Raw genomic sequence first — 25,162 nt, forward strand, 5'->3', positions numbered from 1 at the left:
CTGAAGTATTGCAACTCGCGCGTGATTCCGCGCGAGCCGGACTATGGCGCAATACCCCATCGATGTCATGGGCGGATTTGGTGCCCCTATCGCCCACAGCGCGATTTTCGGGCTACGGCCCGGCTCGGCGTCTCAGCCCTTGATGGCCTGCCCGTCATTGTCGAAACGATAGGTGCGGCCCGGCATCGGCGTCGCAAACAACGTGCTGTCGACCTCATATTGGTGCTCGCCGAAGAGGCGTACCGTCAGCGGACCAAAATCGGTCTGAAGGTAGATGATCGTGTCGGCGCCGAGATGCTCGACATGGATGACAGAGCCTTTCCATTCGCCCGATGTCTTACTGACATCGATATGTTCCGGCCTAACGCCAATTGTCTTGGCGCCGCTCTGTCCGAGTTTCGTGGCATCGATAAGGTTCATCTGCGGCGAACCTATGAAGCCGGCAACGAAAATCGTCTGCGGCGCATTGTAGAGTTCCATCGGCGAGCCGACCTGCTCGATCCTGCCCTTATTGAGGACCACGATCTTGTCGGCGAGGGTCATTGCCTCAACCTGGTCATGCGTCACATAGATCATGGTCGCCTTGAGCTGGCGATGCAGGCGCGCAATTTCGAGGCGTGTGTTCACCCGGAGCGCTGCATCAAGGTTGGAAAGCGGCTCATCGAAGAGGAAGAGTTCCGGCTCGCGAACGATCGCACGGCCGATGGCTACACGCTGGCGCTGACCGCCCGAAAGCTCTGCCGGGCGCCGCTCTAGATAATCGTCGAGGGACAGCATTGATGACGCGATCTTGGTGCGTTCCTTGATCTCTTCGGCGGGCTTGCCTGCTTGCTTCAGCCCGAGACCCATATTGTCCCGTACCGAAAGGTGCGGATAGAGCGCGTAGGTCTGGAACACCATGGCGATGCCGCGCTTGGCGGGCGGCGTGTTGTTAACCTTCTTGCCGTCGATCAGAATATCGCCGGAGGTCGCGTCTTCGAGTCCGGCGATGACCCGCAGCAAGGTGGACTTGCCGCAGCCCGAGGGGCCGACAAATATGACGAACTCACCATCCGCAACCTCAAGGTCGATGCCCTTAAGAACGTCGACCTGGCCGAACGACTTGCGGATATTCTCAATCTTCAAAGAACCCAATGTCTTGTTCCCGTTCGTTGATTCTAAATTATAGCTTTACCGGCCTGCCGGTCCGCACGCTTTCATCCGCAGCAAGGCAGACGCTCAGCGAGCGCACGGCGTCACGCATGTGCCGGTCCAGGTCGAGATTCTCGCGGATTGCTTTCAGCACGAAGGCCTGCTCGAGATCGCAGAGTTCCTGGTGCCCGGGTTCCCCGGCCATGTTCAGAAGCTCATCGGGCGTCGCAAAGCGGCCGTCCTTGCCGGTCTTTGCCGAATGCAGCTTGATGGTCGAAGTCTTCGTATGCGAGTCGATATCGTCGGACTTCGCGTTCTGGTCCATGACGATCGAGACACAGCCATTCGGCGAGATCACATCCTTCACGAAGAAGGCCGTCTCAGACATCATCGGACCCCACCCGGCCTCGTACCAGCCCACCGACCTGTCATCAAACAGCACTTGCAGATGGCCGTAATTATACATGCCGGCATCGATCTCATCGCAGAGCCGCACGCCCATGCCGCGCACTTCCGTCGGCGTGGCATCGGTTATTTGCAGCATCACGTCGAGATAGTGCACGCCGCAATCGACGATGGGCGACGTCGTCTTCATCAGCGACTTATGGGTTTCCCACGTCGTGCCCGACGATTGCTGGTTGAGGTTCATGCGAAAAACGTAGGGACCGCCAAGCTTGCGTGCCTCGCTGATCAATCGCATCCATGACGGATGGTGGCGCAGGATATAACCGATCACCAGCTTGCGGCCGTATTGCTTAGCCGCGGCAACGACCCGTTCCGCATCAGCTACCGTCGTCGCGAGCGGCTTTTCGACGAAGACGTCGGCCCCTGCCGCCATGGCCGCAACCGCATAGTCGGCATGGCTGTCGGAATAGGTATTGATCGATACGAGATCCGGCTTGAGGTCGGCCAGCGCAGTCTCGAAGGACGGATGGATCGTGTAGGAAGCGAGTTCCTCCGGCAACGGGACGACAGACCGGTTTACCAGGCCGACGATCTCGAAGCCGGGATTGTTGTGATAAGCGAGCGCGTGGCTGCGGCCCATATTGCCGAGGCCGGCAACAAGCACACGGATAGGCTTTTCTGTCGTCATTTGACGGCTCCCGACGTGATGCCGCGGATCAGCTGCCGCGAGAAGATGAGATAGAGGACCAGCACCGGCACGATCGCCAGCGTAAGGGCGGCAAGAACGGCGTTCCAGTTGGTCACGAACTGGCCGATAAACACCTGCGATCCGAGCGTGACGGTCTTCGTCGCATCGCTTGGCGCCAGGATGAGCGGAAACCAGAGATCGTTCCAGATCGGGATCATCGTGAAGACGGCCACCGTTGCCATTGCGGGCTTAACCAGCGGCAACACCAGGCGAAAGAAGATCGAATACTCCGAAAGACCATCGATACGGCCGGCATTTTTCAGATCGTCGGAGACGGTCCGCATGAACTCGTTGAGGATGAACACTGCAAGCGGCAGGCCCTGGGCGGTATAGACAAGTATGAGCGCTGTCAGCGTGTTGACGAGGCCCGCCGCGACCATACCCTGCAGGATCGCGACCGTTCCAAGGCGGATCGGGATCATGATCCCGAGGGCAAGGTAGAGGCCCATAAGCGTATTGCCCTTGAAGCGATACTCGGAGAGGGCGAAAGCCGCCATCGCGCCAAAGAGCAGCACGAAGAAGATCGATACGGCGGTAACGATGAAACTGTTCTGGAAATAGAGGACGAAGTCGCCCTGGGTGAGCACCGTATTATAACCGATGAGACTGAACGTTGAGGGTGTCGGGATCGCAAGCGGGTCGCGGAAGATCGAGGCCCGGTCCTTGAACGAGTTGATGACGACAAGGAACACTGGAAACAGCGCGATGAGCGTATAGGCTCCGAGTGCGAGATGGACGAGGCCCGTGCGAAGCGGCGATGCGGTTGGTTTTGCCATTTTGGTGCCTCGCTTAAAACTGGTACCGGCGCATGCGCCGCTGGATGGCAAAGAGGTAGAGGCAAACGCCCGTGAGGATGATGAGGAACATCACTGTCGCAATCGTCGCGCCCATGGACTTGTCACCGATCTGCAGCTGGAAGCCGAAGAAAGTGCGGTAAAGCAGAGTGCCCAGAATATCCGTCGAACCGTCAGGACCCGCCAGCGCGCCCTGAACCGTGTAGACGAGATCGAAGGCATTGAAATTGCCGACAAAGGTCAGGATCGAAATGATGCCGATCGACGGCAGGATCAACGGCAGCTTGATCTTCCAGAACTGGCTCCAGCCGGTGACGCCATCGCATTCCGCAGCTTCGAGAACTTCATCGGGAATATTGAGCATCGCCGCATAGATCAGCATCATCGGTATGCCGACATATTGCCAGACGGAGATGAGCGAGACCGCAATAAGCGCCGTGCCGGGCTTGCCGAGCCAGGGCGAGAAGATCGACTTCAAACCGACGAGATCGAGGAGAAATGGCGATACGCCCCAGATCGGCGACAGGATTAGCTTCCAGATAAAACCGACGATGACGAAGGACAGAAGCGTCGGCAGGAACATTGCCGTTCGGTAGAAAGCGCCAAAACGCAGCTTCGGCACCGAGAGCAGTGCCGCAAGGGCGACGCCGATCGGATTTTGCACGATCATGTGTATGAGGAAGAAGATAAAATTGTTGCGCAGCGCGTTCCAGAAGCTCGCAGCCCAGCGCGGGTCGCCGAATAGCACATTGAAATTGCCGAGACCGACGAAAACGCTTTGACCGTCTTTCACATTGAAGAGGGACAGCCGCAGCGTCTCGATGAGCGGCAGGATCATGATGGCGGTATAGACGAGCACCGCCGGCGCCAGGAACACCAGAATGTGCCAACGCCGCGGCCGCCTGTCGGCGCCCCGATCAACGATTGCTTGTTCGACTGTGCTCATTAAATCAGAGTCCCCTGATATTCTTGGTCACGACTTTTGCGGCGCATGACGGCCGTTCACACGGATGATAGCGCAAGAAGCGCCCAATGTTCCGATAAAGAAATAGCCGGAGCCTCCCTCACGGACGCTCCGGCTATCGTTGTTTTACTTGGCCGGCTTGTACCAGCTGTCGAGACCGTCCTGCAGCTTCTTGGCGGCAACTTCCGGCGTATCGGTGCCGTTGATCACGTTGGCTGATTCAACCCAGGTTTCGTTTTCGAGGTTCGGCGTGCCGCGCGACAGGATCTGGTAGGTCGAGCGGATCGTCGGCTTGCACTTCTCGCGCCAGGAAACGAATTCCTGCGCCAGCGGGTCCTGCATCTTCACCGCTGTCGAGTTCAGGCTGAAGAAGCCCGGCAGCGCATTGGCGTAGATTTCAGCGAATTCCGGCGAAGCGACCCATTCGAGGAACTTCTTGGATTCTTCAGGATGCGCGCTTTTGGCGTTGAGGCCGACACCGATATCGTTGTGGTCGGAGATGTAGCAAGCATCGCCGGCGTTCTTAACCGGCGGCGGGAATGCCCCCATCTTGAACTGGGCCTGCGTGTTGAACAGGCCGATTTCCCACGAGCCGGCCGGATAGATCGCAGCTCGGCCGAGCGTGAAGAGGTTCTGGCTGTCCGGATAGGTCTGGGCTTCGAAACCGTCGCCGAGATAGTCCTTCCACTTGGCGAGCACCTTGTAGGGCTCGACCCAATCGGCATCGGTCAGCTTTTCCTCGCCCTTGATCAGCTTGGCGCGGCCTTCTTCACCCTTCCAGTAGGTCGGTCCGATGTTCTGGTAGCCCATGGTCGCAGCTTCCCAGAGGTCCTTGGTGCCCATGGCCATCGGGATATAGGTGCCGTCAGCCTTGATCTTGTCGAGCGCGGCGAAGAACTCTGCCTCGGTGGTCGGGATCGCAATGCCGAGCTTGTCGAATGCATCCTTGTTGTAGATGAAACCATGGATAACCGAAGCCATCGGCACGCAGAACGCGTCCTTGCCGTCATCAGTGGTCCATGCGGCCTTGGCGACGTCCGAGAAGTTCTTCATGCCCGAGAGGTCGTTGAGGCTGGCAAGGTTGCCGCGCTTGAACTGCTCGAGCGACTTGTCGAACGGACGGCAGGTGATGATGTCGCCGGCGCTGCCCGCATCGAAGCGTGCACCGAGAGCCGCGTCATATTCCGTCGGCGGCGTTGGCGCGAACTTGACCTTGATGCCGGGGTTCTTGGCTTCGAATGCCGGGATCAGTTTCTCCTGCCAGATGGCAAGATCGTCGGTGCGCCAGCTTTCGATCGTCAGCGTGGTGTCTGCGGCGTGGGCAAAACCGGCCGTAGCCAGGATGCTCGTCGCCATAAGCAGTGATTTTAAAGTCGTGCTTCCCATTTTAGTCTCCTGTTGCACCCCTTGCGAGCTGTGCCGTTAACGAGAGCCGAAGCTCTCCTTGAGGTCTTTACGACCAATTTCCGAAAGCGACGGGCGAAGCCTCTGTTGATTGCTTTCGAGAATTTCCAATGCCTTTTGCGGGCTTTCCGCACCGGCGGCGAGCAGAATTGCCGCCTTGACCGAGCCGCCGCTCGCTTCGAGCAGCCTGACCGCGTCGCCGCGTTCGCATCCTCCCACCGCAGCGACGATTGCGGCCGCGCGGTCGCGCAGCTTGAGGTTGTCGGCGGTAAGATTGACCATATAGCCGTCATGGACATGGCCGAGATGGATCGCCATCAGGGTCGACAGAAGGTTGAGCGCAATCTTCTGTGCCGTGCCTGCGCCCATGCGCGTCGATCCGGCAACCATTTCCGGCGGGGTCTCCAGCGTGATCGCAATATCGGCCTTGTCGAACAGCGGAACGGCCGGATTGTTGGCAATGGCAATGACCTTCATCCCACGCTGTTTGCCAGCTTCAATGGCGGCGAGCGCATAGGGCGTGGTACCGCTTGCCGAAACCGCAATCAGGCAGTCGCCGGCGCCAAGTCCGGCGGCCGCGATGTCCGCGGTCGCTTGGCTGGTATCGTCTTCATAGGAACCGGCAAGACGACCAAGGCTGGCAATGCCGCCGGCAATAAGGATGACGATGCGCTCAGGGGATATCCCATAGGTCCCGGGGATTTCAAGTGCATCCGCAAGCGCCATCAGGCCGGAACTGCCGGCGGCGGCATAAGCCAGACGACCACCCGATGCGAGCGTATGGGCGGCCAGAGTGGCGGCTTCGGCAATGGAGCCAAGCGCCTGCGATACCGAGGCGGCCGCCTCGATTTGCGCTTCATGCAGCAATTGCAGAACATCTTCCGGCGAACGTTCGTCCAGCCCGAATGCCCTCTCATTGCGCTCCTCTGTGCGGGAAACTGCCACCACTCTCTCCTCGTTGCGATAAATAATGCCAAAAAAATACCACTTGTCCAGCAAATCTTAAAAAATTTCTGTTCGGTCAAGTTTTCCGAGGTTTTTGTTTAATTTATTCAATGGTATATTGGAAATGTACAAAATGCACGAATTAACACTTGGCTATTGGTATTTTATTGGTATTCTACTCGTGGAGGACGGTGAAACGTGAATTATCTCGTGGGAATCGATGGTGGTGGAACGAGCTGCAGGGCGGCGCTGGCCGATGCGGGCGGCCGGATTCTGGCCACGGGCAAAAGCGGTTCCGCCAATATCATGACCGACATGAATACTGCGCGAATGAATATACTCGACGCAACCGAAGCTGCCTTCACGGCTGCCGGAGTGTCCACGTCGCTTGTCGCTTCTGCGTCTGCTGTCCTGGGGCTCGCCGGTGCCAATGTCGGCGGCAATGGCGCGCAGCTCCAGGCAATGCTCCCCTTCAAGAACGCGCTGGTCTATTCCGACGGTGTCATTGCCCTGCAGGGCGCGCTCGGCGATGCGGACGGAACGGTGGTCATTGTCGGCACCGGCTCGGTCTATGTCACCCGATCGGGAGAAGAGATACGTTTTGCCGGCGGATGGGGCTTCAAGGTCAGCGATCTTGGCGGTGGCGCGCGCCTCGGACGCGACCTGCTGGAAGAGACATTGCTTGCCTATGACGGGTTTCACCCCTCCTCGGCGTTGACCGACGCAGTCATGCGGCGCTTCGGCGGCAATCCGCACCAGATTGTCCAGTTCGCCCATTCCGCAAGCCCGGGCGATTTCGGTACATTTGCACCGATGCTGTTCGAATATGCTTCGCTGGAGGATCCGGTTGCCGTCGCGCTGATCGGGCGCTCAGTCCGGAACATCGAAGAAGGTCTTGATGCAGTGATGCCATCGGACGAGAGCCACCTTTCCCTCCTCGGCGGGCTTGGCTCGCTCTACGGCCCCCTGCTTTCACCACGTTACAAGGCCCGGCTGCAGGAGCCGCTCAACGATCCCCTGACGGGCGCGGTCCAACTCGCCGTGCATCACTTTTCCGGCGCAGGCGTGGAGCATATGCATGGCTGACGGTCTGATTGACATTCTTCCTTCGCTCAACGAGCAGGCAAGCGGCGGCCCACTTTATGTAAAGCTCCAGCGGCTTATCGAGAATGCGGTGCGCGACGGCATGCTGCGGCCCGGCGACGCCTTGCCGCCTGAGCGCGAACTTGCGGCGATGGCCGAGATTTCACGCGTCACGGTGCGCAAGGCCGTGCAGGGTCTCGTCAACAGCGGCCTGCTCGTGCAGCGGCATGGCTCGGGCACCTTCGTTGCACCGCGCTCGGCCCGTGTCGAGCAATCGCTGTCGCACCTTACCTCGTTCACAGAAGACATGGCCCGGCGCGGCATGGTGGTGCGCTCTACCTGGCTTGATCGCGGTATCTATGCGCCCTCACCCGAAGAGATGGTCACGCTCGGACTTTCCTCGGGGGAAAAGGTGGCGCGGATCAGCCGCCTGCGCGTTGCCAACGACACGCCCATGGCCATCGAACGCGCTGCGCTGTCCATCAACGTGCTGCCGAATCCCGAGTTGGTCACAGTCTCGCTCTATGCGGTGCTGGCCGAAGGGGGCAACCGCCCGGTGCGCGCCATCCAGCGCATTTCTGCGGCCATCTTGAAGGAAAATGATGCTACATTGCTCCAGGTTCCGGCCGGCTCCGCCAGCCTGAATATAGAGCGCATATCCTATCTGGAATCGGGCAAGGTCATCGAGTTCACCCGATCGATCTACCGTGCGGATGCCTATGAATTTGTGGCCGAGCTGAAGCTTGGCGACTCTTCCGAAATATCAGGAGCAGTGCTTTGACGACCAAAACGACCACCCTCATGCGGGAGGAAATCCTTTCCATTCCCGCGGTGACAGAACGGTTCCTCAAAAGTTCCCGCGAAACCCTTGCCGCTGCCGGCGCGAAGCTGCGCGAGAAGAACCCGCCATTCCTCGCCTCGATTGCTCGCGGCTCGTCGGACCATGTCTGTTCGTTTCTCAAATATTCGAGCGAGTTGACCGCCGGGGTTCCGGTCGCTTCGCTCGGGCCATCGGTCGCCTCGATCTATGGCGTGACGCTGAAGCTCGCCGAAGCAGCGACGCTCTCTATATCGCAATCGGGCAAGAGCCCGGACATCGTCAGCATGACTCGCGCGGCAAGCGAGAGCGGCGCGCTCACCATCGCAATCACCAACGTCATCAATTCCGACCTTGCCAATGCGAGCGATTTCCCCATCGATATTCTCGCTGGTCCCGAGCGCAGCGTGGCGGCGACCAAATCCTTCGTCAGTTCCGCCGTTGCCGGTCTGGCGCTCATCGGCCACTGGACCGAGGACAAAAAGCTGCTGACCGCTATCGATGCCCTACCCGACGCGCTGGCCAAAGCCGTCGAATGTGATTGGTCGCCCTTTGCCGGTGCACTCAAGGACGAAAACTCGCTGTTCGTGCTTGGTCGCGGGCCTTCCCTTGCTATCTCCAATGAGGTGGCATTGAAGTTCAAGGAGACGAGCGGCGTTCATGCCGAGTCTTATAGCGGCGCGGAAGTGATGCACGGGCCGAAGGCCATTGTCGGCAAGGGCTTCCCCGTGCTGGTTCTGGCGGCGCGCGACGCTGCCGAAGATTCGCTTGTTGAAGCGGCGGACCGCCTCGCCGAGCAGGGCGCGGCGGTGTTCCTCACCTCATCAAAGCCGTCGAAGGCAACTGCGCTGCCCTTCGTCGCCACATCGCACCCACTCACCGATCCGCTCGCCCTGCTTGTTTCGTTCTATGCCTTCGTGGAAGGATTTGCCCGCAGCCGCGGCCTCAATCCCGACGAACCACCGCATCTGCGCAAGGTGACGGAAACAATATGAGCACCGCCTACGCATTGACGGGCGCCGAGATCTTCGACGGCGCGAACTGGCATAGCGACGCGGCGCTCGTCATCGACAAGGGCGTTGTCTCGAGCATTTCCGGCGCCGCCCTGCCGGACGATATCCGCCGTGTCGAACTCGGCGGCGGCAAGCTGGTGCCCGGGTTTATCGATATCCAGGTCAATGGCGGCGGCGGCGTCCTTCTCAACGACGGTCCGAGTGTCGACGTCATCCGGACGATCTGCGATGCGCATTTCGCCTTCGGGACGACCGCCCTGCTGCCGACGCTGATTACCGACACGCCTGAAATCACCGCGGCGGCGCTGAATGCCGGCAAGGCTGCCGCGCTCGACAAGGTGACGGGCTTCATCGGACTTCATATCGAAGGGCCCCACCTTTCGGTATCCCACAAAGGGACGCACGACCCGAAGCTCATCCGGCCCATGGAGGATGCCGATCTTGTCGCGCTTATCGAGGCGGCACAACAATTGCCTGTGCTCCTGACCACGGTGGCGCCTGAGACGGTTCCCGCCGACAAGATCAAGGCTTTGACCGATGCCGGCGTCATTGTCAGCCTCGGTCATAGTGGCGCGTCCTACGAAGTCGCCCTCGCCGCAACGGAAGCCGGCGCGACCATGGCGACACATCTGTTCAACGCCATGAGCCAGCTTGGCCATCGCAGCCCCGGGGTCGTTGGTGCTGTGCTGCAGTCGGGCGAGCTTTCCGCCGGTCTTATCGCCGATGGGTTCCACGTCGACAAGGCATCGATGGCAATTGCCATCAGAGCCAAGCAAGGGCCGTCGCGCATTTTCCTCGTCACCGACGCCATGTCGACCATCGGCACCGACATCACCTCGTTCACGCTGAACGGGCGCCGGATAACCCGCGCCGGCGGACGCCTGACACTCGACGACGGAACGCTTGCGGGCGCCGACCTCGACATGATTTCAGCGGTGCGTTTCGTGCACAACGAGCTTGGTCTACCACTGGAAGAAGCCTTGCGGATGGCCTCGCTCTATCCGGCGGAGAGCCTGCGCATCGACCACCATTACGGTCGCCTTCTGCCCGGTTACGTCGCCAACATCGTGCATCTTGACGATCGGCTCGACGTCAATCAGGTATGGATCGACGGCGATCTGCATTACGCGCGTTGACGCGGCTCGCCGATTGGTCATACTTGAATTCTTCACGAGACATTGGAGATGGATATGGCCAAGGACGCGTTGATCGTCGTTGATGTTCAGAATGATTTTTGCCCGGGCGGCGCCCTCGCCGTTGAAGGTGGCCACGAGATCATTCCGATCATCAACAAGCTGATCATGCGCTTCGACCATGTCATCCTGACACAGGACTGGCATCCCGGCGGTCACTCGAGTTTCGCTTCTACCCATCCCGGTAAGGCACCTTTCGAGACTATTCCGATGTTCTACGGCAATCAGACGCTGTGGCCCGATCACTGCATCCAGGGCAGCGTCGGGGCCGAATTTCATGCCGAGCTGGAATGGACCAAGGCCGAACTCGTCATCCGCAAGGGTTTCCGCCATCACATCGACAGCTACTCGGCCTTTTACGAGAACGACCGCCAGACCCCAACTGGCCTCGCCGGCTATTTGCGTGACCGGGGGATTACCAATGTGACCTTTGCCGGACTTGCCACGGATTACTGCGTGGCCTATTCCGCGCTCGACGCCGTGGAGCACGGCTTTGCCGCCGATGTTCTTCTCGATGCCTGCCGCGGCATCAATCTCGGCGGTTCGCTGGCCGCCATGGTCGGCGAAATGCGCAAGGCCGGCGTCACCCTCGTCTGACCATAGCCGGCAAATAAATCATCGGCAGGTGCGCCGCGATCCCGGAACCGCCCCGCAGCCTCGGCCGTCGCCGGCGAATGAACAGCTGCGCATTTTTTCCACAGGCGGAACCGGACAAGGCACATTACTGTTGTCTGTTTGTCACATAATAGAGATACTGGCATCAAGCGCACTATAGATGACGCCTTCATCCATGGGAGATTGATATGACCTATCGTATTACCTCGTTGAGCCTTGCATTTGGCCTTGTCCTTGCCTCCTCCACCGCATCCTTCGCCGTCACCGAAATCAGCTGGTGGCATGCAATGACCGGCGCCAACAATGAAGTTGTCGAGACGCTGGCTAAGGAATTCAACGCGAGCCAGGGCGACTACAAGGTTGTTCCGGTTTTCAAGGGAACCTACCCGGAAGCATTGAATGCCGGCATCGCCGCATTCCGGGCCAAGCAGGCCCCGGACATTCTTCAAGTATTTGACGCCGGTACTGGCGTGATGATGGGCGCGGAAGGCGCGGTCAAGCCGGTTGCTGACATTCTTTCCATGGGCGGCTCGAAGTTCGACAAGAGCCTCTATCTGCCGGGCATCGTCGCCTATTATTCCAAGCCTGACGGCACCATGCTGTCCTTCCCCTACAACAGCTCCTCACCGATCCTGTACTACAACAAGGACGCCTTCAAGAAGGCTGGCCTCGATGAGAACAATCCGCCAAAAACCTGGACGGAAGTGTGGGACGCCGCCAAGAAGATCAAGTCCAGCGGTGCAGCGTCTTGCGGCTTCACCTCGACCTGGCTCACCTGGATCCAGACCGAAAATTACGCGGCCTGGAACAATCTGCCGTGGGGCACCAACGAGAACGGCATCGCTGCCACCGATGTCGAGTTGAAGATCAACGCGCCGACCTTCGTCAAGCACTTCCAGGAGATCGCCGACCTCGCCAAGGATGGCACCTTCCGTTACGGCGGTCGTACCTCCGAAGCAAAACAGCTGTTCACCTCAGGCGAATGCGCCATCTTCACTGAATCGTCAGGCGGCCTTGGCGACGTGGTAAAGTCGGGCCTCAATTTCGGCACCGGCCAGCTTCCCTACGAGGCAGGTGCGCAAGGAGCGCCGCAGAACACGATTCCGGGGGGCGCCTCGCTTTGGGTCTTCGCCGGCAAGTCGGACGAGCAGTACAAGGGTGTAGCCGCCTTCTTTAATTTCCTGTCGAAGACCGATATCCAGGCTCGCCTGCATCAGGTCTCGGGTTATCTGCCGGTGACGATGGCGGCCTATGAGGCAACCAAGAAATCCGGTTTCTACGACAAGAACCCGGCGCGCGAGATCCCGATCAAGCAGATGCTGGGCAAGGCTCCTACGGAAAATTCCAAGGGCGTGCGCCTCGTCAACCTGCCGCAGGTACGCGATATCGAGAATGAAGAGTTCGAGAACATGCTAGCCGGCAAACAGACGGCGCAGCAGGCGCTCGACAATGCCGTCAAGCGCGGCAATGCCGCGATCAAGCAGGCGCTCGGCCAATAAGCCCTTCCGTCTGAAACCCGGCCGCAAGCCCTTGCGGCCGGGATTTCCTTTAATGTGAGGCATTCATGGCATCGTCCAACAACGTGACGTTTCCCAACAAGCTGCTGCCCTATTTACTGCTGGCGCCCCAGCTTGCCATCACGCTCATCTTTTTCTACTGGCCGGCATCGCAGGCGATCTATCAGTCCGTCCTGCGCGAAGACCCCTTCGGCCTGTCGACACAATTTGTCGGCCTTGGCAATTTCAGGCGGGTCATCAGCGATCCCAACTATCTGAATTCGCTGCAGGCCACGATCGTCTTTTCGGTCGCCACGACGCTTATCGCCATGACGATCGCGTTGCTTCTCGCCGTCATGGCCGACAAGGTCATCCGCGGCAAAAACATCTACCGCACGCTGCTCATCTGGCCCTACGCCGTTGCGCCCGCCATCGCCGGCATGTTGTGGCTGTTCCTGTTTAATCCATCGATGGGGACGCTCGCCTATCTCGCCCGTTCCGCCGGCTATAACTGGGACCCGCTGCTCAACGGCAACCAGGCGATGGTTCTGGTTGTTTCCGCCGCGGCATGGAAGCAGATCAGCTACAATTTCCTGTTCTTCGTTGCCGGGCTGCAATCTATTCCAAAATCGCTGATTGAGGCTGCCGCCATCGACGGTGCCGGTGAGAACAAGCGGTTCTGGACCATCGTCTTTCCGCTCCTTGCCCCAACGACGTTCTTTCTTCTCGTCGTCAACACGGTCTACGCCTTCTTCGACACGTTCGGCATCATTCACGCCGTGACCGGCGGCGGTCCGGGTAAGGCAACCGAGACGCTCGTCTACAAGGTTTACAATGACGGCTTCGTCAATCTCATCCTCGGCGATTCGGCGGCGCAGTCGGTGATCCTCATGATCATCGTGATCGCCTTGACGGCGATCCAGTTCCGCTATGTCGAACGCAAAGTCCATTACGGCTGAGGTGACCATGATCCAGAACAACCCCATCGGCCGCCTGATTGCACACTTCGTTCTCATCCTTGGGATCGTCGTCGTCGCTTTCCCGATCTATTATACATTCGTCGCCTCGACGCAGACGCTGCAGGAAATTATCCGGCCGCCGCTTTCGCTGCTGCCGGGCCGCCATTTCTGGGAGAATTATTCTTCGGCGCTGTTCGGCGGTGTCGGGCGCATCGGCGGCGTCGGCGTTGATCGCCTCCTCTGGAACACGGTGGTCATGGCGCTTGGCATCGCCATCGGCAAGATCATCATCTCGCTGCTTTCGGCATATGCCATCGTGTTCTTCCGCTTTCCCGGCCGCATGTTCTTCTTCTGGCTGATCTTCATCACACTGATGCTGCCGGTCGAAGTGCGCATCCTGCCGACCTACAAGGTCATGGTCGATCTTGGCCTCATCGATACCTATACGGGCCTTACTTTGCCGCTCATGGCCTCGGCGACCGCGACGCTCCTGTTTCGCCAGTTCTTCATGACCATTCCGGGCGAACTCGTCGAGGCGGCACGCGTTGATGGCGCCGGCCCTTGGCGATTCTTCAAGGACATTCTGCTGCCGCTGTCGAAAACCAACATTGCGGCGCTGTTCGTCATTCTTTTCATCTACGGCTGGACGCAGTACCTCTGGCCGCTTCTCATGACAAATCGCAACGACATGTCGACCATCGTCGTCGGCCTGCGCAAGATGATCTCCTTCGCCGACGCCGACACCGAATGGCATCTGGTGATGGTTACCTGCATTCTCGCCATTCTCCCCCCGATCCTCGTCGTCGTCCTGATGCAACGCTGGTTCGTGCGCGGATTGGTCGAAACGGAGAAATGAAATGGCAAGCGTGGAATTGACCAACATCCGCAAGGTCTATGGCGGCGGCGTCGAGGCGGTGAAGGGCATTAATATCGCCATCGACGATGGCGCGCTCTGCGTGCTCGTCGGGCCGTCAGGCTGCGGGAAATCGACCTTGCTCCGGATGATCGCGGGTCTCGAAACGATCACCGAAGGCGTGCTCAAGATTGAAAATTCCGTGGTCAACGACCTTGGCCCGGCGGAACGCGACATCGCTATGGTGTTCCAGAACTACGCGCTTTATCCGCACATGAAGGTCTACGATAATATGGCCTACGGCCTGCGCAATCGCGGCATGCCGAAGGGTGAGATCGACAAGCGCGTGCGGGAAGCAGCGCAGACGCTCGAACTCGGGCACCTGCTTGAGCGCCGCCCGCGCGAACTTTCCGGTGGCCAGCGCCAGCGCGTCGCCATGGGCCGCGCGATTGTGCGCAATCCGAAAGTGTTCCTGTTCGACGAGCCGCTTTCCAACCTCGACGCGAAGCTGCGTGGCCAGATGCGCGTCGAGATCAAGAACCTGCAACGGCAACTCGGCGTGACCAGCGTTTATGTCACCCATGACCAGCTCGAAGCGATGACGCTCGCCGATATTCTCGTCGTGATGAATGGCGGTGTCGTCGAGCAGATCGGGGCGCCGCTCGACATCTATGAAAAGCCGGCCAGCACCTTCGTTGCGAGCTTCATCGGCGCGCCGCCGATGAACCTTGTTCATGTTACAGCAAACAGTGCCGGTCTTCTCCTGAAGGATGGCACGCATATCGGCGCTGAGGGCCTCGCAATTCCAGCAGAGGGAGCGCAGATCGGTTTTCGGCCGGAAGATCTCGAGGTTGCGGCTGGAAGCCAGCAACATATCGGCGGGTTGCTATTGGACCTGACCGTTCGCGGCGTCGAGCCGGTCGGTGCGGAGAGCTATGTCTACGGCAATATAGGCGGTGACAAAGTGGTCGTGCGGGTGGCCGGGCGATCCGTCGTCGAGCCAGGCGATCATTTGCGGGTGATCGTCCTAAAGGAAAAGCTCCACCTGTTCGACGCCAGGGGGAAGCGCATCTGAGGCGAGGCACCTCCTTTTGGGAGATGCCTCTATTTAGTAGATTACCAGCTGGGAACAGCTGCACCCTTGTATTTGTCGAGGATGAACTGCTTGACCGGATCGGAGTGGTAGGACTCGATCAGCGTCTTCACCCAGGGCTTGTCCTTGTCGGCCGTGCGAACCGCGATCAGGTTGACGTAAGGCGCCTTTTCACCTTCCTTGAGGATGGTGCCGTTCATCGGATCGAGGCCAGCCTCCAGCGCGTAATTGGTGTTGATCGCGGCAGCATCCACATCGTCGATCGACCGCGGCAATTGCGCGGCGTCGAGTTCGACGAACTTGAAGTTCTTCGGGTTCTCGGCGATGTCGTTGACGGTGACCTTCAGACCGGCGCCTTCCTTCAGCTTGATCGCGCCCTTGTCGGCAAGGATCAGCAGAGCACGGCCGCCATTGGTAGGATCGTTCGGAATGGCGATCGTCGCGCCTTCGGCAAGTTCATCGAAGCTTTTGACCTTCTTCGAATAGACGCCCATCGGGAAATTGACCGTGTAGGCGACATCGACAATGTCAAACTTGCGGTCGGCGATCTGGTTATCGAGATAGGGCTTATGCTGGAAGGAATTGGCATCGAGCTCGCCGTCGTTCAGCGCCTGGTTCGGCACGACATAGTCGGAAAACTCGAAGATTTCGATATCGAGACCCTTCGGCTTGGCGATCTCCTTGACCTTTTCCATGATCTGCGCGTGCTCGCCCGGCGTGACGCCGATCTTGATCGTTTCGGCCCAGGCGCTGGATGCACCCAGAACAGCCGCGAAAGCAGCGGTGGCAAGAAATCTCTTCAACATTTCTAACTCCTGTCTTTTGAAGAATAACAAGCTCAGCGCGGACGCGTACGCTTGTCGAACTGGCGCGCCAGCCTGTCGCCGGCGCTTTGGACGAGTTGCACGAGGACGATGAGAACCACGACGACAACGGCCATCACATCGGGCATGAAACGCTGGTAGCCATAGCGGATGCCGAGGTCGCCAAGTCCGCCGCCGCCCACGGCCCCGACCATGGCCGAATAGCCGATCAGGCTGACGACGCTGAGCGTCAAGGCCGAGGCGATACCGGGGCGCGCTTCTGCAAGCAAAACCTTGAATACGATCTGTATCGGGCTTGCGCCCATGGCGCGGGCAGCTTCCGTCAATCCGGGATCGACTTCGCGGATCGCCGTCTCGACGAGGCGGGCAATAAAGGGGATGGTCGCGATGGTCAGGGGAACGATCGCGGCGCTGGTGCCGATGGAAGTCCCCGCCACAAGGCGCGTGAACGGAATGATCGCGACGACGAGAATGATGAACGGCGTCGAGCGGGTCGCGTTGACGATCGCGCCCAGAACCTTGTTGACCGAGGGCGCAGGAAAGAGTTCGCCGCGCCCGCTCGTTGCCAGAAATACGCCGAGCGGAATGCCAAACAACGAGCCGACGAGACCGGCAACCGCAACCATGTAGAGCGTCTGGCCCGTCGCCTTGACGATAAGCGCGATGATATCAGGAGACATAGCCAACCACCTCCGAAGCCAGGCCATGTTGGGCAAGGAATTGCCGCGCCTCGGCGATCTTCGCCTCATCGGCACGCAGCGAAACGACGAGCATGCCGAACGGACGCCCGGCGATTTCGTCCACGGCGCCAGCCAGAATGTTGACTTCGATGCCAAGATCGCTGCCGAGCCGGGCCAACATCGGTTCGGTGGCATTTTCGCCCTTGAAGATAACGCGCAGTATCGTGCGCGAACCATCATGCGGTTCGCTCGACATCCGCTTGGTCAGAAATTCGGGCAAGCGCATGCCGGCAAGACCGCCAAGGAGCGCCCGGGTTGTTGCATGGGTATGGCCGGTGAAGACGTCGAATGTCGGCCCCGACTCGACGATACGGCCGCCGTCGATCACTGCGACATGGTCGGCAATCGTCTTCACGACTTCCATCTCATGCGTGATCAGCAGGACGGTCAGGCCGAGTTCCTTGTTGATCTTCCGCAGGAGGTCCAGAATCGAGCGCGTCGTTTCCGGATCGAGCGCCGAGGTCGCCTCGTCGGAGAGTAACAGCTTCGGCTCGGTCGCAAGCGCTCTGGCAATGCCGACGCGCTGCTTCTGTCCGCCCGAAAGTTCGGATGGATAACGGTCGCGCTTGTCGGAGAGTCCGACAAGCTCAAGGAGCGGCGTCACCCGCTTCTCGATGGCTTGCCTGTCCACACCCGCGATTTCGAGCGGCAAAGCGATGTTGTCGAAGGCAGTGCGCGACGACAGCAGATTGAAATGCTGAAAGACCATGCCGATGGCGCGGCGCACGGAGCGCAGGTCCTTCTCGCCTAACCCCGCAACATCAACGCCGTCGACAAGCACGCGGCCGGTGGTCGGCCTTTCCAGCCCATTGACGAGGCGGATCAAGGTTGACTTGCCAGCGCCGGAACGACCGATGATTCCGGTCACCGACCCCCGTGGCACGACAAGGTCAACATTGTCGAGCGCGACCACTTCGTTGCTGCTGCGGCCAGCCGCGAAGCGTTTGGAGACCTGCTCGAATGCGACCATCGGTTTGGTGGCTTGCGTGGCCGGCTCATCATTTGCCGCCACGGCAACCGGGCCCTTAGCCCTGTTTTTCACAATTGCCATGTTCATTTGCGGTGCTCGCACACCCGCCCTGTTGCCTGTTTGCGACCGTCTATACAGACCATCTGCAATTTTCGATAGAGGTTGGAGACGGGCATGAACATTTCAGGTTGAGCGACCAGGCAGGTTGGAATGGGATGGCGCGGCATTTGCCGGTGCCCGAACATAAGCAAAGGCCGCCTCAGACGACACGAAGCCTGTTTCATATTTTGGCAGGTTTCAGGATTCGCATTCTAAAACAACCGAAGAGCTTACGGCTTTCAATGCGCAAGCGCAGAGCCAGCCGCTGCGTCGGGAGATCGGCCTCCGACCGTGGCAACGGTCTTGCTCTCAAACCTGGGGGACATCGCTTCGGTTTCGCCGTTTGGCAAAACTCCAACCCGGACGGGCGGGCGAGGCACAGTCCGGGCTCGATTCAACCTCCAAGAAAGAGAGGGACGGGCGAAAGCTCGTTCCTCTCTCCGAAGCCTGGCTCATGACACTGCGTTTCCAAGCATCCCAGGATCTAGTTGCAGTGCGCGCAACGCGCCTATGCCGCCCGATAGCGATTGAGCCAATGCGCATAGGGCGCTGGCAGAATCCAGGCAGGCTTTTCCACGCCGAGTTCCGTCGCTGCCTTGTATGGCCAATGCGGATCGGCGAGCAATGGACGCGCCAGCATGACGAGATCGACCGAACCATCGCGCACAAGCCCCTCGGCCTGTTGCGGCGTGCTGATGTACCAGGAGGTCGAGGCCGGCAACGCCGTTTCGCGGCGCACGCGCGCTGCAATCGGACCGAGGAACGCCGGTCCCCAGGGAATATCCGCCTTGCCGAGGGAGAAGCCGATGCTGACATCGATGAAATCGAGCCCTTCCGCCTTCATCTGCTTGATCAGCTCAATTGCCGCGCCCAGGGTTTCCTCGTCATTGCCGTCAAACTCGATGACGCCGAGACGCGCAGCGAGCGGCAGGTTTTCCGGCCAGACGGCGCGCACTGCCTTCAGTGTCTCAAGCAGGAAGCGGCTGCGGTTTTCAAAACTGCCGCCATATTCGTCGGTGCGCTGGTTCGAGTGCCTGGAAAGGAAGCTCTGCGCCAGATAGCCGTGGGCGAAGTGCAGCACCAGCCATTGAAAGCCGCTCGCCAGCGCGCGCTTGGCGCTATCGACGAATGCCTGCTTGACGCGTTCAATATCGGCTTTGGTCATCTCATGCGGCACTTTGCTGAGGCCTCCGCCATAGGCGATCGGTGATGGCGCGATTGTTTCCCAGCCACGCGGATCGCCGGCCGGGATATGGTCGTCGCCTTCCCAGGGCCGGTTCGCACTGGCTTTGCGTCCGGCATGACCGATCTGGATTCCCGGAACGGCACCAGCATCCTTGATCAACTGCACATTCGGTGCAAGGGCAGCGGCTTGTTCGTCGTTCCACAGACCCACGCAATTCGGGGTGATCCGCCCTTCAGGCGAGACGCCGGTTGCCTCGACCACAACGAGACCTGCGCCACCGCGCGCGAGCGACCCGAGATGCACGCTGTGCCAATCGTTGACGAGACCGTCATTGGCGGAATACTGGCACATGGGCGATGCAGCGATGCGATTGCGCAGCGTGACGTCCTTGAGGGTGAACGGGTCAAAAAGCGATGCCATATATTATTCTCCAATCTGGCTTGCAGAATTTCTTTGATAGTTCGATAATATTCGAACAATAGCAATACACAAAATTTTGTGCTACTTTATCGGCCATGAGACAGTTCCGTCATCCATCCGTTTCCGAATTGCAGGTCGAGTCGGTTCTATATGCCCTGAGCGACCCGGTGCGCCTCTCCATAGTGCGGCAACTTGCGCGCGAGGGTGAGGCGACATGCGCTGCACTTGACGGCGGGCGCCCCAAATCCAGCATGTCGCACCATTTCCGGGTGCTGCGAGAGTCGGGCATCGTCCACACCCGCAACGATGGAACGTCACACATGAATACCCTGCGCCGAGACGATCTGGACAGCGCTTTTCCCGGACTGCTGGGGGCCATTCTCTCCGTCCCTCGCTGAACAAAATGATATTTCTGCGAACAAAGGTCTATAATTTATCAGACCTTGGGGCGGCCGAACTTCATCGGCGATCAAATGACCAATTATTAATGAAGTACACGCGAACGCTTACAGCTAGTTGTGTTATCTCATTATCGCGACGCCAGTCACCCATCGACGCGCTTCGAAAATACAAATCCAATCAAATGGAACATTCTACAATGTTATACTTATATAATTGATAGCTATACCAAATCAATATGAAATAGTACTCTTTATAATCGGAAACGCGTATTTAATCATACACGACTTGAAAAAATCATCTTAATGAAAATGTACTATGAGGCGATAAAGACATTGGTAACTATTAAAAAAAATGCTAAGTACATTAACGAATGCCGAACGTAAAAAATCTAACATGGGGAATTACGAACTCACGTATTTGAGGGCTTTGCGTGTCGTCCAAGTTCCACACAGTTGACGCGATCCGATCGATCTTCGGAATGCGCGGCGCCATAAATCCGGCGGTCAAACGCCGTGTTTATGCCGAACAGATGGACGTCGCCCTGCGACTGGCGCCATTCACGGTGCTTGTTGCGATGTGCGTGGTATTTGTCGTTGCCTATGTCTTCTGGAATCTCGGACCGCGCCCGTATCTCGCCGGTGTCGCGACGGTGGTGGCGCTGTTGACCGTTGGTTCGCTGTTCGCGTGCACGCAATGGTACAAGCTGCCGAAGGTGAAAGAGCTTGGCTTCGATGCCATCAAGTACCTTATTATCGTCTCTGCGCTCTACGGTATTTGCCTCGCCAGCATACCGCTTATGCTGTTCCTCGACGCCGACCCATATCACCGGTTGTTGATTGCCTGTACTGCGGCGGGTCTCATGGCCACGGGTATTGGTGTCGCGGTCGTGCCGCTTGCGGCAATCGCCTATTCCGGCACGATCATCACGGGATCCTTCTTCGCCCTCGCCTCTACCGGCGAAGATTTCTTTCTTTTCATTGCAATCCTGCTCGCGTTCTACGCGCTTTTTATCCTGTTCACGATCGTGCACATGAGCAACCTCATCGTCATGCGCACGCTGGATCAGATCAAGGTTGAACAGCAGAAGGAAGTGATCAGCCTCCTGCTCTACGATTTTGAAGAGAATGCCAGTGACTGGATCTGGGAAACGGATGCTGACCTCAAGCTGCAGCACACCTCCCCCCGCCTTGCCCAGATCGCCGCCAAGACGACGAAGGAATTGCAGGGCATGCCCTTCGCGCAACTTTTCAAGGTCGACCAGTCGCATGCGGAAGAAGCGACGCAGGTCGGGTCCATCTGGCAGGCCATCGAAAACCGCACCACATTCCGCAACCATATTCTCCCGGTCAATATTCGGGGCGAGACACGCTGGTGGTCGCTGACTGGCAAGGCCATATTCGACAATGCCGGCAAGTTTGTCGGCTACCGCGGCGTTGGCTCCGATGTAACGGCTGCCAAGCAGTCCGATGACCAGCTTTCCTATCTTGCGCGGTACGATGTGCTGACGGACCTGCCGAACCGCACGCTGTTTACCGACCAGCTCGGCCAAGCGACCAAGGACCTTGAGAAGGGCCTGCGCAGCTTTGCCGTATTCTGTATCGATCTCGACGAGTTCAAGACCGTCAATGACAGTTTCGGTCACGGCATTGGCGACCAATTGCTCAAGCAGGTGGCCGACCGGCTGCGAGGCACCTCGCCAGCCACCTACACGGTGGCACGCCTTTCCGGCGACGAGTTCGCGCTGCTTGCGCGCGGAGCGGATCAGGCAGCGGCGACTGAACTTGCCGAACAATTGGTGCAGAGCATCTCCCAGCCCTTCTGGATCGATGGTATCCAGATCAACATTCACATCAGCATCGGTATTGCCATAGCGCCGACCGACAGCGTCAACGACATCATGCGCTGTGCTGACCTTGCGCTCTATCGCACCAAGAACGAGGGCCGCAACAGCTACCGCTTCTACGAAGTCGAGATGGATGCGCGCATCGAGGCAAAACGCGCCCTGGCCATGGATTTGCGCGGGGCGCTGGCCCGGCAGGAGTTCATCCTGCATTTCCAGCCCATCGTTTCGGCACAAACGCTGAAGACAGTCGGCTTCGAGACGCTCTTGCGCTGGAAACACCCGGTTCATGGCTTCATCTCGCCAACGATCTTCATTCCGATCGCCGAAGAATCCGGCAATATCATCCCGCTTGGCGAATGGATCATCCAGGAAGCGTGCCGCATCGCCGCCGGTTGGCCGCAGGACATCCACGTGGCCGTCAATATTTCAGCGATTCAGTTTCGCCATTCCGATCTCGCCTCGATCGTTCGCGACGCGCTCAGCAAGAACAACCTCAAGCCGAACCGTCTTGAGCTCGAAATCACGGAATCGGTCTTTCTCGAAGCCAACGTCGCCGCGATCTCGCTGCTGCGCCAGTTCCGGGCCATGGGCGTCAGCATCGCGCTCGACGATTTCGGTACCGGCTATTCCAGCTTGAGCTATCTGCGCAAGATGCCGTTCGACAAGATCAAGATCGACCAGTCCTTCGTGCGCGATCTGCCGCACAATCGCGGAAGTCTCGCCATCATCCGCGCGGTAATGGGCCTTGGCGCCAGCATGGGCATGAAGATCACCGCCGAGGGGGTCGAAACCCGCGAGCAGCTCGCTTGCCTGCAAAAGGAAGGCTGCGATCAGGTACAGGGCTTCCTCTTCAGCCCCGCCGAGCCGGTGGAGAAGACCTTCGAGCTTCTGACGTTCGACAGCGAGCGCTATCAGGTCGCAAGCTGAGCATCCTTGACGGTTCAGCTGCCTGCCCTGTTCAAATAGAAACAATTCTGTCCAGGACGGCAAGACGCGGCAAAGCCGATGTCCCCGCATAGGACAAAGGCACCTTGGAAAGTTGCAGGACGCCAATCCGGATACCCGGAGGCCGAGACCGACCACTCCCCCGGTTGAATAGAGACAACCCCACTCGACGCCTCTGTGCGGACACTGAGCTCGTTACCTTTCGGAACTTACATTCTCAGTTTGAACGAACAAGCCGGCAATGGGACCCTTGGGGCAATCCCAATGATGATATCGTTAAGCCTGCCGCTTCGCCTTGACGTCCGCGATGTTCGGCCGGTGGTTGGGTGACAGGCGCGAGTCTTTGGGCCAATAGGCAAGGAAGCCCTTGATCACTTCGCCCGGAATATCCAGTGGGCTGTAGTTCTCCCGATCGACGAACATCAGCGATTGCTCGCCATGGCCGAGCAGGCCCTGTGTTGCGCTGTGGATCTCATGTTCGAGCGTGACGAACTTGCGATTGTGTCTGGCGATCTTGATGCGCACGCTGATCTGCTCGAACTCCTTCGATTCACGCCGGTAATCATGAGTGAACGAGCGCGTCAGGATATAGAAGCGTGTCGTCGCCAGGTCGAAATCCGGCATGCAAACATTGAAGAAAAGTTCGCGGGCCTTGCCAACCCAGCGCACATAGTTGGCGAAGTAGACGTTGCCGACCGAATTCGTATCGTCATAGGTGGGAATGAGCTGCATGACGAACCATTCGCCGTCGAACCCATGCGAAGGCGACATCTCATCGCCCTGGGCGACAGGCGTGCCAATCGGTGACGGTGACATCATGCGGATTGGCTGGTCGACAATCTCAACAGGTATGGCCTTCGAGGCCGGACCGAATATTTCGATGATGACGGGAAGCGCGCCGATCAAGCCGATCAACGGCGAAAGGGCCAGGAATTCCGGTATCGGCTGGACATAACCGATGACGAAGATAACCGCCGATCCGCAGCCGATCAGAAAGCTCAAGACCGGATCAAACTTCGGCTTCGCGCCCAATGACTCACAGGCGAGATTTGCCGCTGCGCTCACGAAAAGCGTCGCGAACGGCATCATGAAATACATGAGCGAGAAGTTCGCAGGTACGGCCGTAAAGGCAACCCAGACAGCACCGATCAGCAGCCAGAGCGGCGACGAAGCAATCCCATCGGGGATAAGGGCCAGCAACGGACTGTTGCTGCGCATGTTCTTTCCCTTCAAGAACCATGCCGTCGCGCAGTAGTAGCTGTCGACAGTCGATGCAAGAGCGATCGTCGTCCAGATGACAAAGGCGATGGCGAGATAGGACTGGCCGTTCTCGGCGGCGAGTACCGTCGCTGCCGATACGGCGCCCTGCGCGCTCGGCAAGCCGTCGATGGAAAGAATGCTGCCGATCGGACCGACCGCCGATGCCGTCAGGGCGTTCAGAAACAGAAAGCCGAAGAATATGAGGGCGCCGACGCCATAGGCGAGGCCGACATTCCCGCCTTCACGCTTGATTGTGACTGCACGCTGCCAATGCTGGATATCCAGCCAGGGCCCGAGCAGGAAGCCAATGATCGTGGGTAGGACCAGGCCGTAAAAGCGGCTATCGAACTGGGCAAGCGGCACGCCGGGATAGGTAGAGGCTTCACGCAGGCCAATAAGAAGAACGATCCCAGCGGAAACGCCGACGACCGTATAGACGATGTGCAAAAGTTTGATCTGCTGCAGCGTCAGTGCATGGCCGATGGCGCAGGCAAAGAGCAGCAGCATCGCAACACCGATCGATGAGCCTTCGCCGACGATCGGCTGCCAGAGATAGGCCACGAACCCGAAAATGGTGACCACCAGCGCCGCCATCTGGAAGAGGAGGAAAACGCCCGCGTAGCGGCCCTCTATATCCTTCATGATCTGGTCCGGCGAGCGCTTGGTGCGCCCCAGGATAAAGCCGAACAGCCAAAGGCCCGCGACATTGGAGATGGCAAAGCCGAAAAATCCGAGCCAGCCATAGGTGAGGGTCACGTGGATCGAATAAAAGAACCCCAGACCCCATAGCCAGGACAAGCCAATTGTTGGCGCCCACAAAAGATTCCGCACGACTGTCATGACTATCCAGCTTTAAAAACGCAACTCTACAGCTTCAAACTTTAGTCGATGTTATTCGCTCGGATAAGTCAATGATCGTGCTTGTTGTGGCAAGTGAAGAACCAGAATTTCTCGTCCTGT

The 25,162-nt window shown here is 58.8% G+C and carries 22 protein-coding genes; 11 read left to right on the plus strand and 11 right to left on the minus strand.

Going from position 1 to position 25,162, the window contains the following annotated elements; all coding sequences use genetic code 11:
- Positions 1 to 132: 132 nt before the first annotated feature.
- The 6 genes from AC1DNI_RS09510 to AC1DNI_RS09535 all read right to left on the minus strand — a co-directional run bounded on the left by AC1DNI_RS09510 (position 133) and on the right by AC1DNI_RS09535 (position 6,391).
- Positions 133 to 1,134 (minus strand): ABC transporter ATP-binding protein, encoded by a 1,002-nt coding sequence (locus tag AC1DNI_RS09510; RefSeq protein ID WP_477691700.1) that lies wholly within the window; start codon positions 1,132 to 1,134, stop codon positions 133 to 135.
- 28 nt (positions 1,135 to 1,162) lie between these two features.
- Positions 1,163 to 2,224, minus strand: coding sequence for a Gfo/Idh/MocA family protein (locus tag AC1DNI_RS09515; protein WP_477691701.1), 1,062 nt, complete (start codon positions 2,222 to 2,224; stop codon positions 1,163 to 1,165).
- Positions 2,221 to 3,060: a carbohydrate ABC transporter permease gene (locus AC1DNI_RS09520; protein WP_027231947.1), complete on the minus strand. Its 840-nt coding sequence runs from the start codon at positions 3,058 to 3,060 to the stop codon at positions 2,221 to 2,223. The genes AC1DNI_RS09515 and AC1DNI_RS09520 overlap by 4 nt, the downstream gene beginning before the upstream one ends.
- Before the next feature lie 13 nt (positions 3,061 to 3,073).
- Entirely contained in the window at positions 3,074 to 4,024 is a 951-nt protein-coding gene (locus tag AC1DNI_RS09525; RefSeq protein WP_477691702.1) for a carbohydrate ABC transporter permease, read from the minus strand.
- Positions 4,025 to 4,168: 144 nt separating this feature from the next.
- On the minus strand, positions 4,169 to 5,428 hold the full coding sequence (locus AC1DNI_RS09530) for an ABC transporter substrate-binding protein (RefSeq protein ID WP_477691703.1): 1,260 nt from the start codon (positions 5,426 to 5,428) through the stop codon (positions 4,169 to 4,171).
- A gap of 36 nt (positions 5,429 to 5,464) precedes the next feature.
- Positions 5,465 to 6,391: an N-acetylmuramic acid 6-phosphate etherase gene (locus AC1DNI_RS09535; protein WP_477691704.1), complete on the minus strand. Its 927-nt coding sequence runs from the start codon at positions 6,389 to 6,391 to the stop codon at positions 5,465 to 5,467.
- Positions 6,392 to 6,589: 198 nt separating this feature from the next.
- Here AC1DNI_RS09535 and AC1DNI_RS09540 point away from each other — a divergent pair, with 198 nt between their 5' ends.
- The 9 genes from AC1DNI_RS09540 to ugpC all read left to right on the plus strand — a co-directional run bounded on the left by AC1DNI_RS09540 (position 6,590) and on the right by ugpC (position 15,495).
- Entirely contained in the window at positions 6,590 to 7,477 is an 888-nt protein-coding gene (locus tag AC1DNI_RS09540; RefSeq protein WP_477691705.1) for a glucosamine kinase nucleotide-binding domain-containing protein, read from the plus strand.
- Positions 7,470 to 8,255: a GntR family transcriptional regulator gene (locus AC1DNI_RS09545; RefSeq protein WP_027231952.1), complete on the plus strand. Its 786-nt coding sequence runs from the start codon at positions 7,470 to 7,472 to the stop codon at positions 8,253 to 8,255. The genes AC1DNI_RS09540 and AC1DNI_RS09545 overlap by 8 nt, the downstream gene beginning before the upstream one ends.
- Positions 8,256 to 8,275: 20 nt before the next feature.
- Positions 8,276 to 9,286, plus strand: a complete 1,011-nt coding sequence (locus AC1DNI_RS09550; protein ID WP_477691790.1) for an SIS domain-containing protein — start codon at positions 8,276 to 8,278, stop codon at positions 9,284 to 9,286.
- Positions 9,283 to 10,440 carry an N-acetylglucosamine-6-phosphate deacetylase gene (nagA, locus tag AC1DNI_RS09555; RefSeq protein WP_477691706.1) on the plus strand — a complete coding sequence of 386 codons (1,158 nt, stop codon included), beginning with the start codon at positions 9,283 to 9,285 and terminating at the stop codon, positions 10,438 to 10,440. Before AC1DNI_RS09550 ends, nagA begins: the two co-directional genes overlap by 4 nt.
- A gap of 54 nt (positions 10,441 to 10,494) precedes the next feature.
- Entirely contained in the window at positions 10,495 to 11,094 is a 600-nt protein-coding gene (pncA, locus tag AC1DNI_RS09560) for a bifunctional nicotinamidase/pyrazinamidase (protein WP_477691707.1), read from the plus strand.
- 206 nt (positions 11,095 to 11,300) lie between these two features.
- On the plus strand, positions 11,301 to 12,611 hold the full coding sequence (gene ugpB, locus AC1DNI_RS09565) for a sn-glycerol-3-phosphate ABC transporter substrate-binding protein UgpB (RefSeq protein ID WP_477691708.1): 1,311 nt from the start codon (positions 11,301 to 11,303) through the stop codon (positions 12,609 to 12,611).
- Between the two features lie 65 nt (positions 12,612 to 12,676).
- Positions 12,677 to 13,567, plus strand: a complete 891-nt coding sequence (ugpA, locus tag AC1DNI_RS09570; RefSeq protein WP_477691709.1) for a sn-glycerol-3-phosphate ABC transporter permease UgpA — start codon at positions 12,677 to 12,679, stop codon at positions 13,565 to 13,567.
- A 7-nt stretch (positions 13,568 to 13,574) separates the two neighbouring features.
- Positions 13,575 to 14,423 (plus strand): sn-glycerol-3-phosphate ABC transporter permease UgpE, encoded by an 849-nt coding sequence (gene ugpE / locus AC1DNI_RS09575; RefSeq protein ID WP_477691710.1) that lies wholly within the window; start codon positions 13,575 to 13,577, stop codon positions 14,421 to 14,423.
- Position 14,424: 1 nt separating this feature from the next.
- Complete coding sequence (ugpC, locus tag AC1DNI_RS09580) at positions 14,425 to 15,495, plus strand: sn-glycerol-3-phosphate ABC transporter ATP-binding protein UgpC (protein ID WP_477691711.1); 1,071 nt, start codon at positions 14,425 to 14,427, stop codon at positions 15,493 to 15,495.
- 41 nt (positions 15,496 to 15,536) lie between these two features.
- Here the strand turns inward: ugpC and AC1DNI_RS09585 are convergent, their stop codons facing one another.
- The 4 genes from AC1DNI_RS09585 to AC1DNI_RS09600 form a co-directional block, all read right to left on the minus strand.
- Positions 15,537 to 16,319 carry a MetQ/NlpA family ABC transporter substrate-binding protein gene (locus AC1DNI_RS09585; RefSeq protein WP_153668585.1) on the minus strand — a complete coding sequence of 261 codons (783 nt, stop codon included), beginning with the start codon at positions 16,317 to 16,319 and terminating at the stop codon, positions 15,537 to 15,539.
- A 32-nt stretch (positions 16,320 to 16,351) separates the two neighbouring features.
- The gene (locus AC1DNI_RS09590) at positions 16,352 to 17,017 is read right to left on the minus strand and encodes a methionine ABC transporter permease (protein WP_477691712.1); all 666 of its coding nucleotides are present in this window, start codon (positions 17,015 to 17,017) and stop codon (positions 16,352 to 16,354) included.
- Entirely contained in the window at positions 17,007 to 18,047 is a 1,041-nt protein-coding gene (locus AC1DNI_RS09595) for a methionine ABC transporter ATP-binding protein (protein ID WP_477691791.1), read from the minus strand. Before AC1DNI_RS09595 ends, AC1DNI_RS09590 begins: the two co-directional genes overlap by 11 nt.
- A gap of 607 nt (positions 18,048 to 18,654) precedes the next feature.
- Positions 18,655 to 19,752, minus strand: a complete 1,098-nt coding sequence (locus tag AC1DNI_RS09600) for an NADH:flavin oxidoreductase/NADH oxidase (RefSeq protein ID WP_477691713.1) — start codon at positions 19,750 to 19,752, stop codon at positions 18,655 to 18,657.
- Positions 19,753 to 19,847: 95 nt separating this feature from the next.
- Here AC1DNI_RS09600 and AC1DNI_RS09605 point away from each other — a divergent pair, with 95 nt between their 5' ends.
- Positions 19,848 to 20,150 (plus strand): ArsR/SmtB family transcription factor, encoded by a 303-nt coding sequence (locus tag AC1DNI_RS09605; RefSeq protein WP_027231964.1) that lies wholly within the window; start codon positions 19,848 to 19,850, stop codon positions 20,148 to 20,150.
- 434 nt (positions 20,151 to 20,584) lie between these two features.
- A complete protein-coding gene (locus tag AC1DNI_RS09610; RefSeq protein WP_036814465.1) occupies positions 20,585 to 22,924 on the plus strand; it encodes a putative bifunctional diguanylate cyclase/phosphodiesterase in 2,340 nt (779 codons plus the stop codon).
- A 294-nt stretch (positions 22,925 to 23,218) separates the two neighbouring features.
- Here the strand turns inward: AC1DNI_RS09610 and AC1DNI_RS09615 are convergent, their stop codons facing one another.
- Positions 23,219 to 25,042: an acyl-CoA thioesterase gene (locus tag AC1DNI_RS09615; RefSeq protein ID WP_477691714.1), complete on the minus strand. Its 1,824-nt coding sequence runs from the start codon at positions 25,040 to 25,042 to the stop codon at positions 23,219 to 23,221.
- Positions 25,043 to 25,162: the final 120 nt, after the last annotated feature.

This window comes from Phyllobacterium sp. 01N428 (assembly GCF_056399405.1).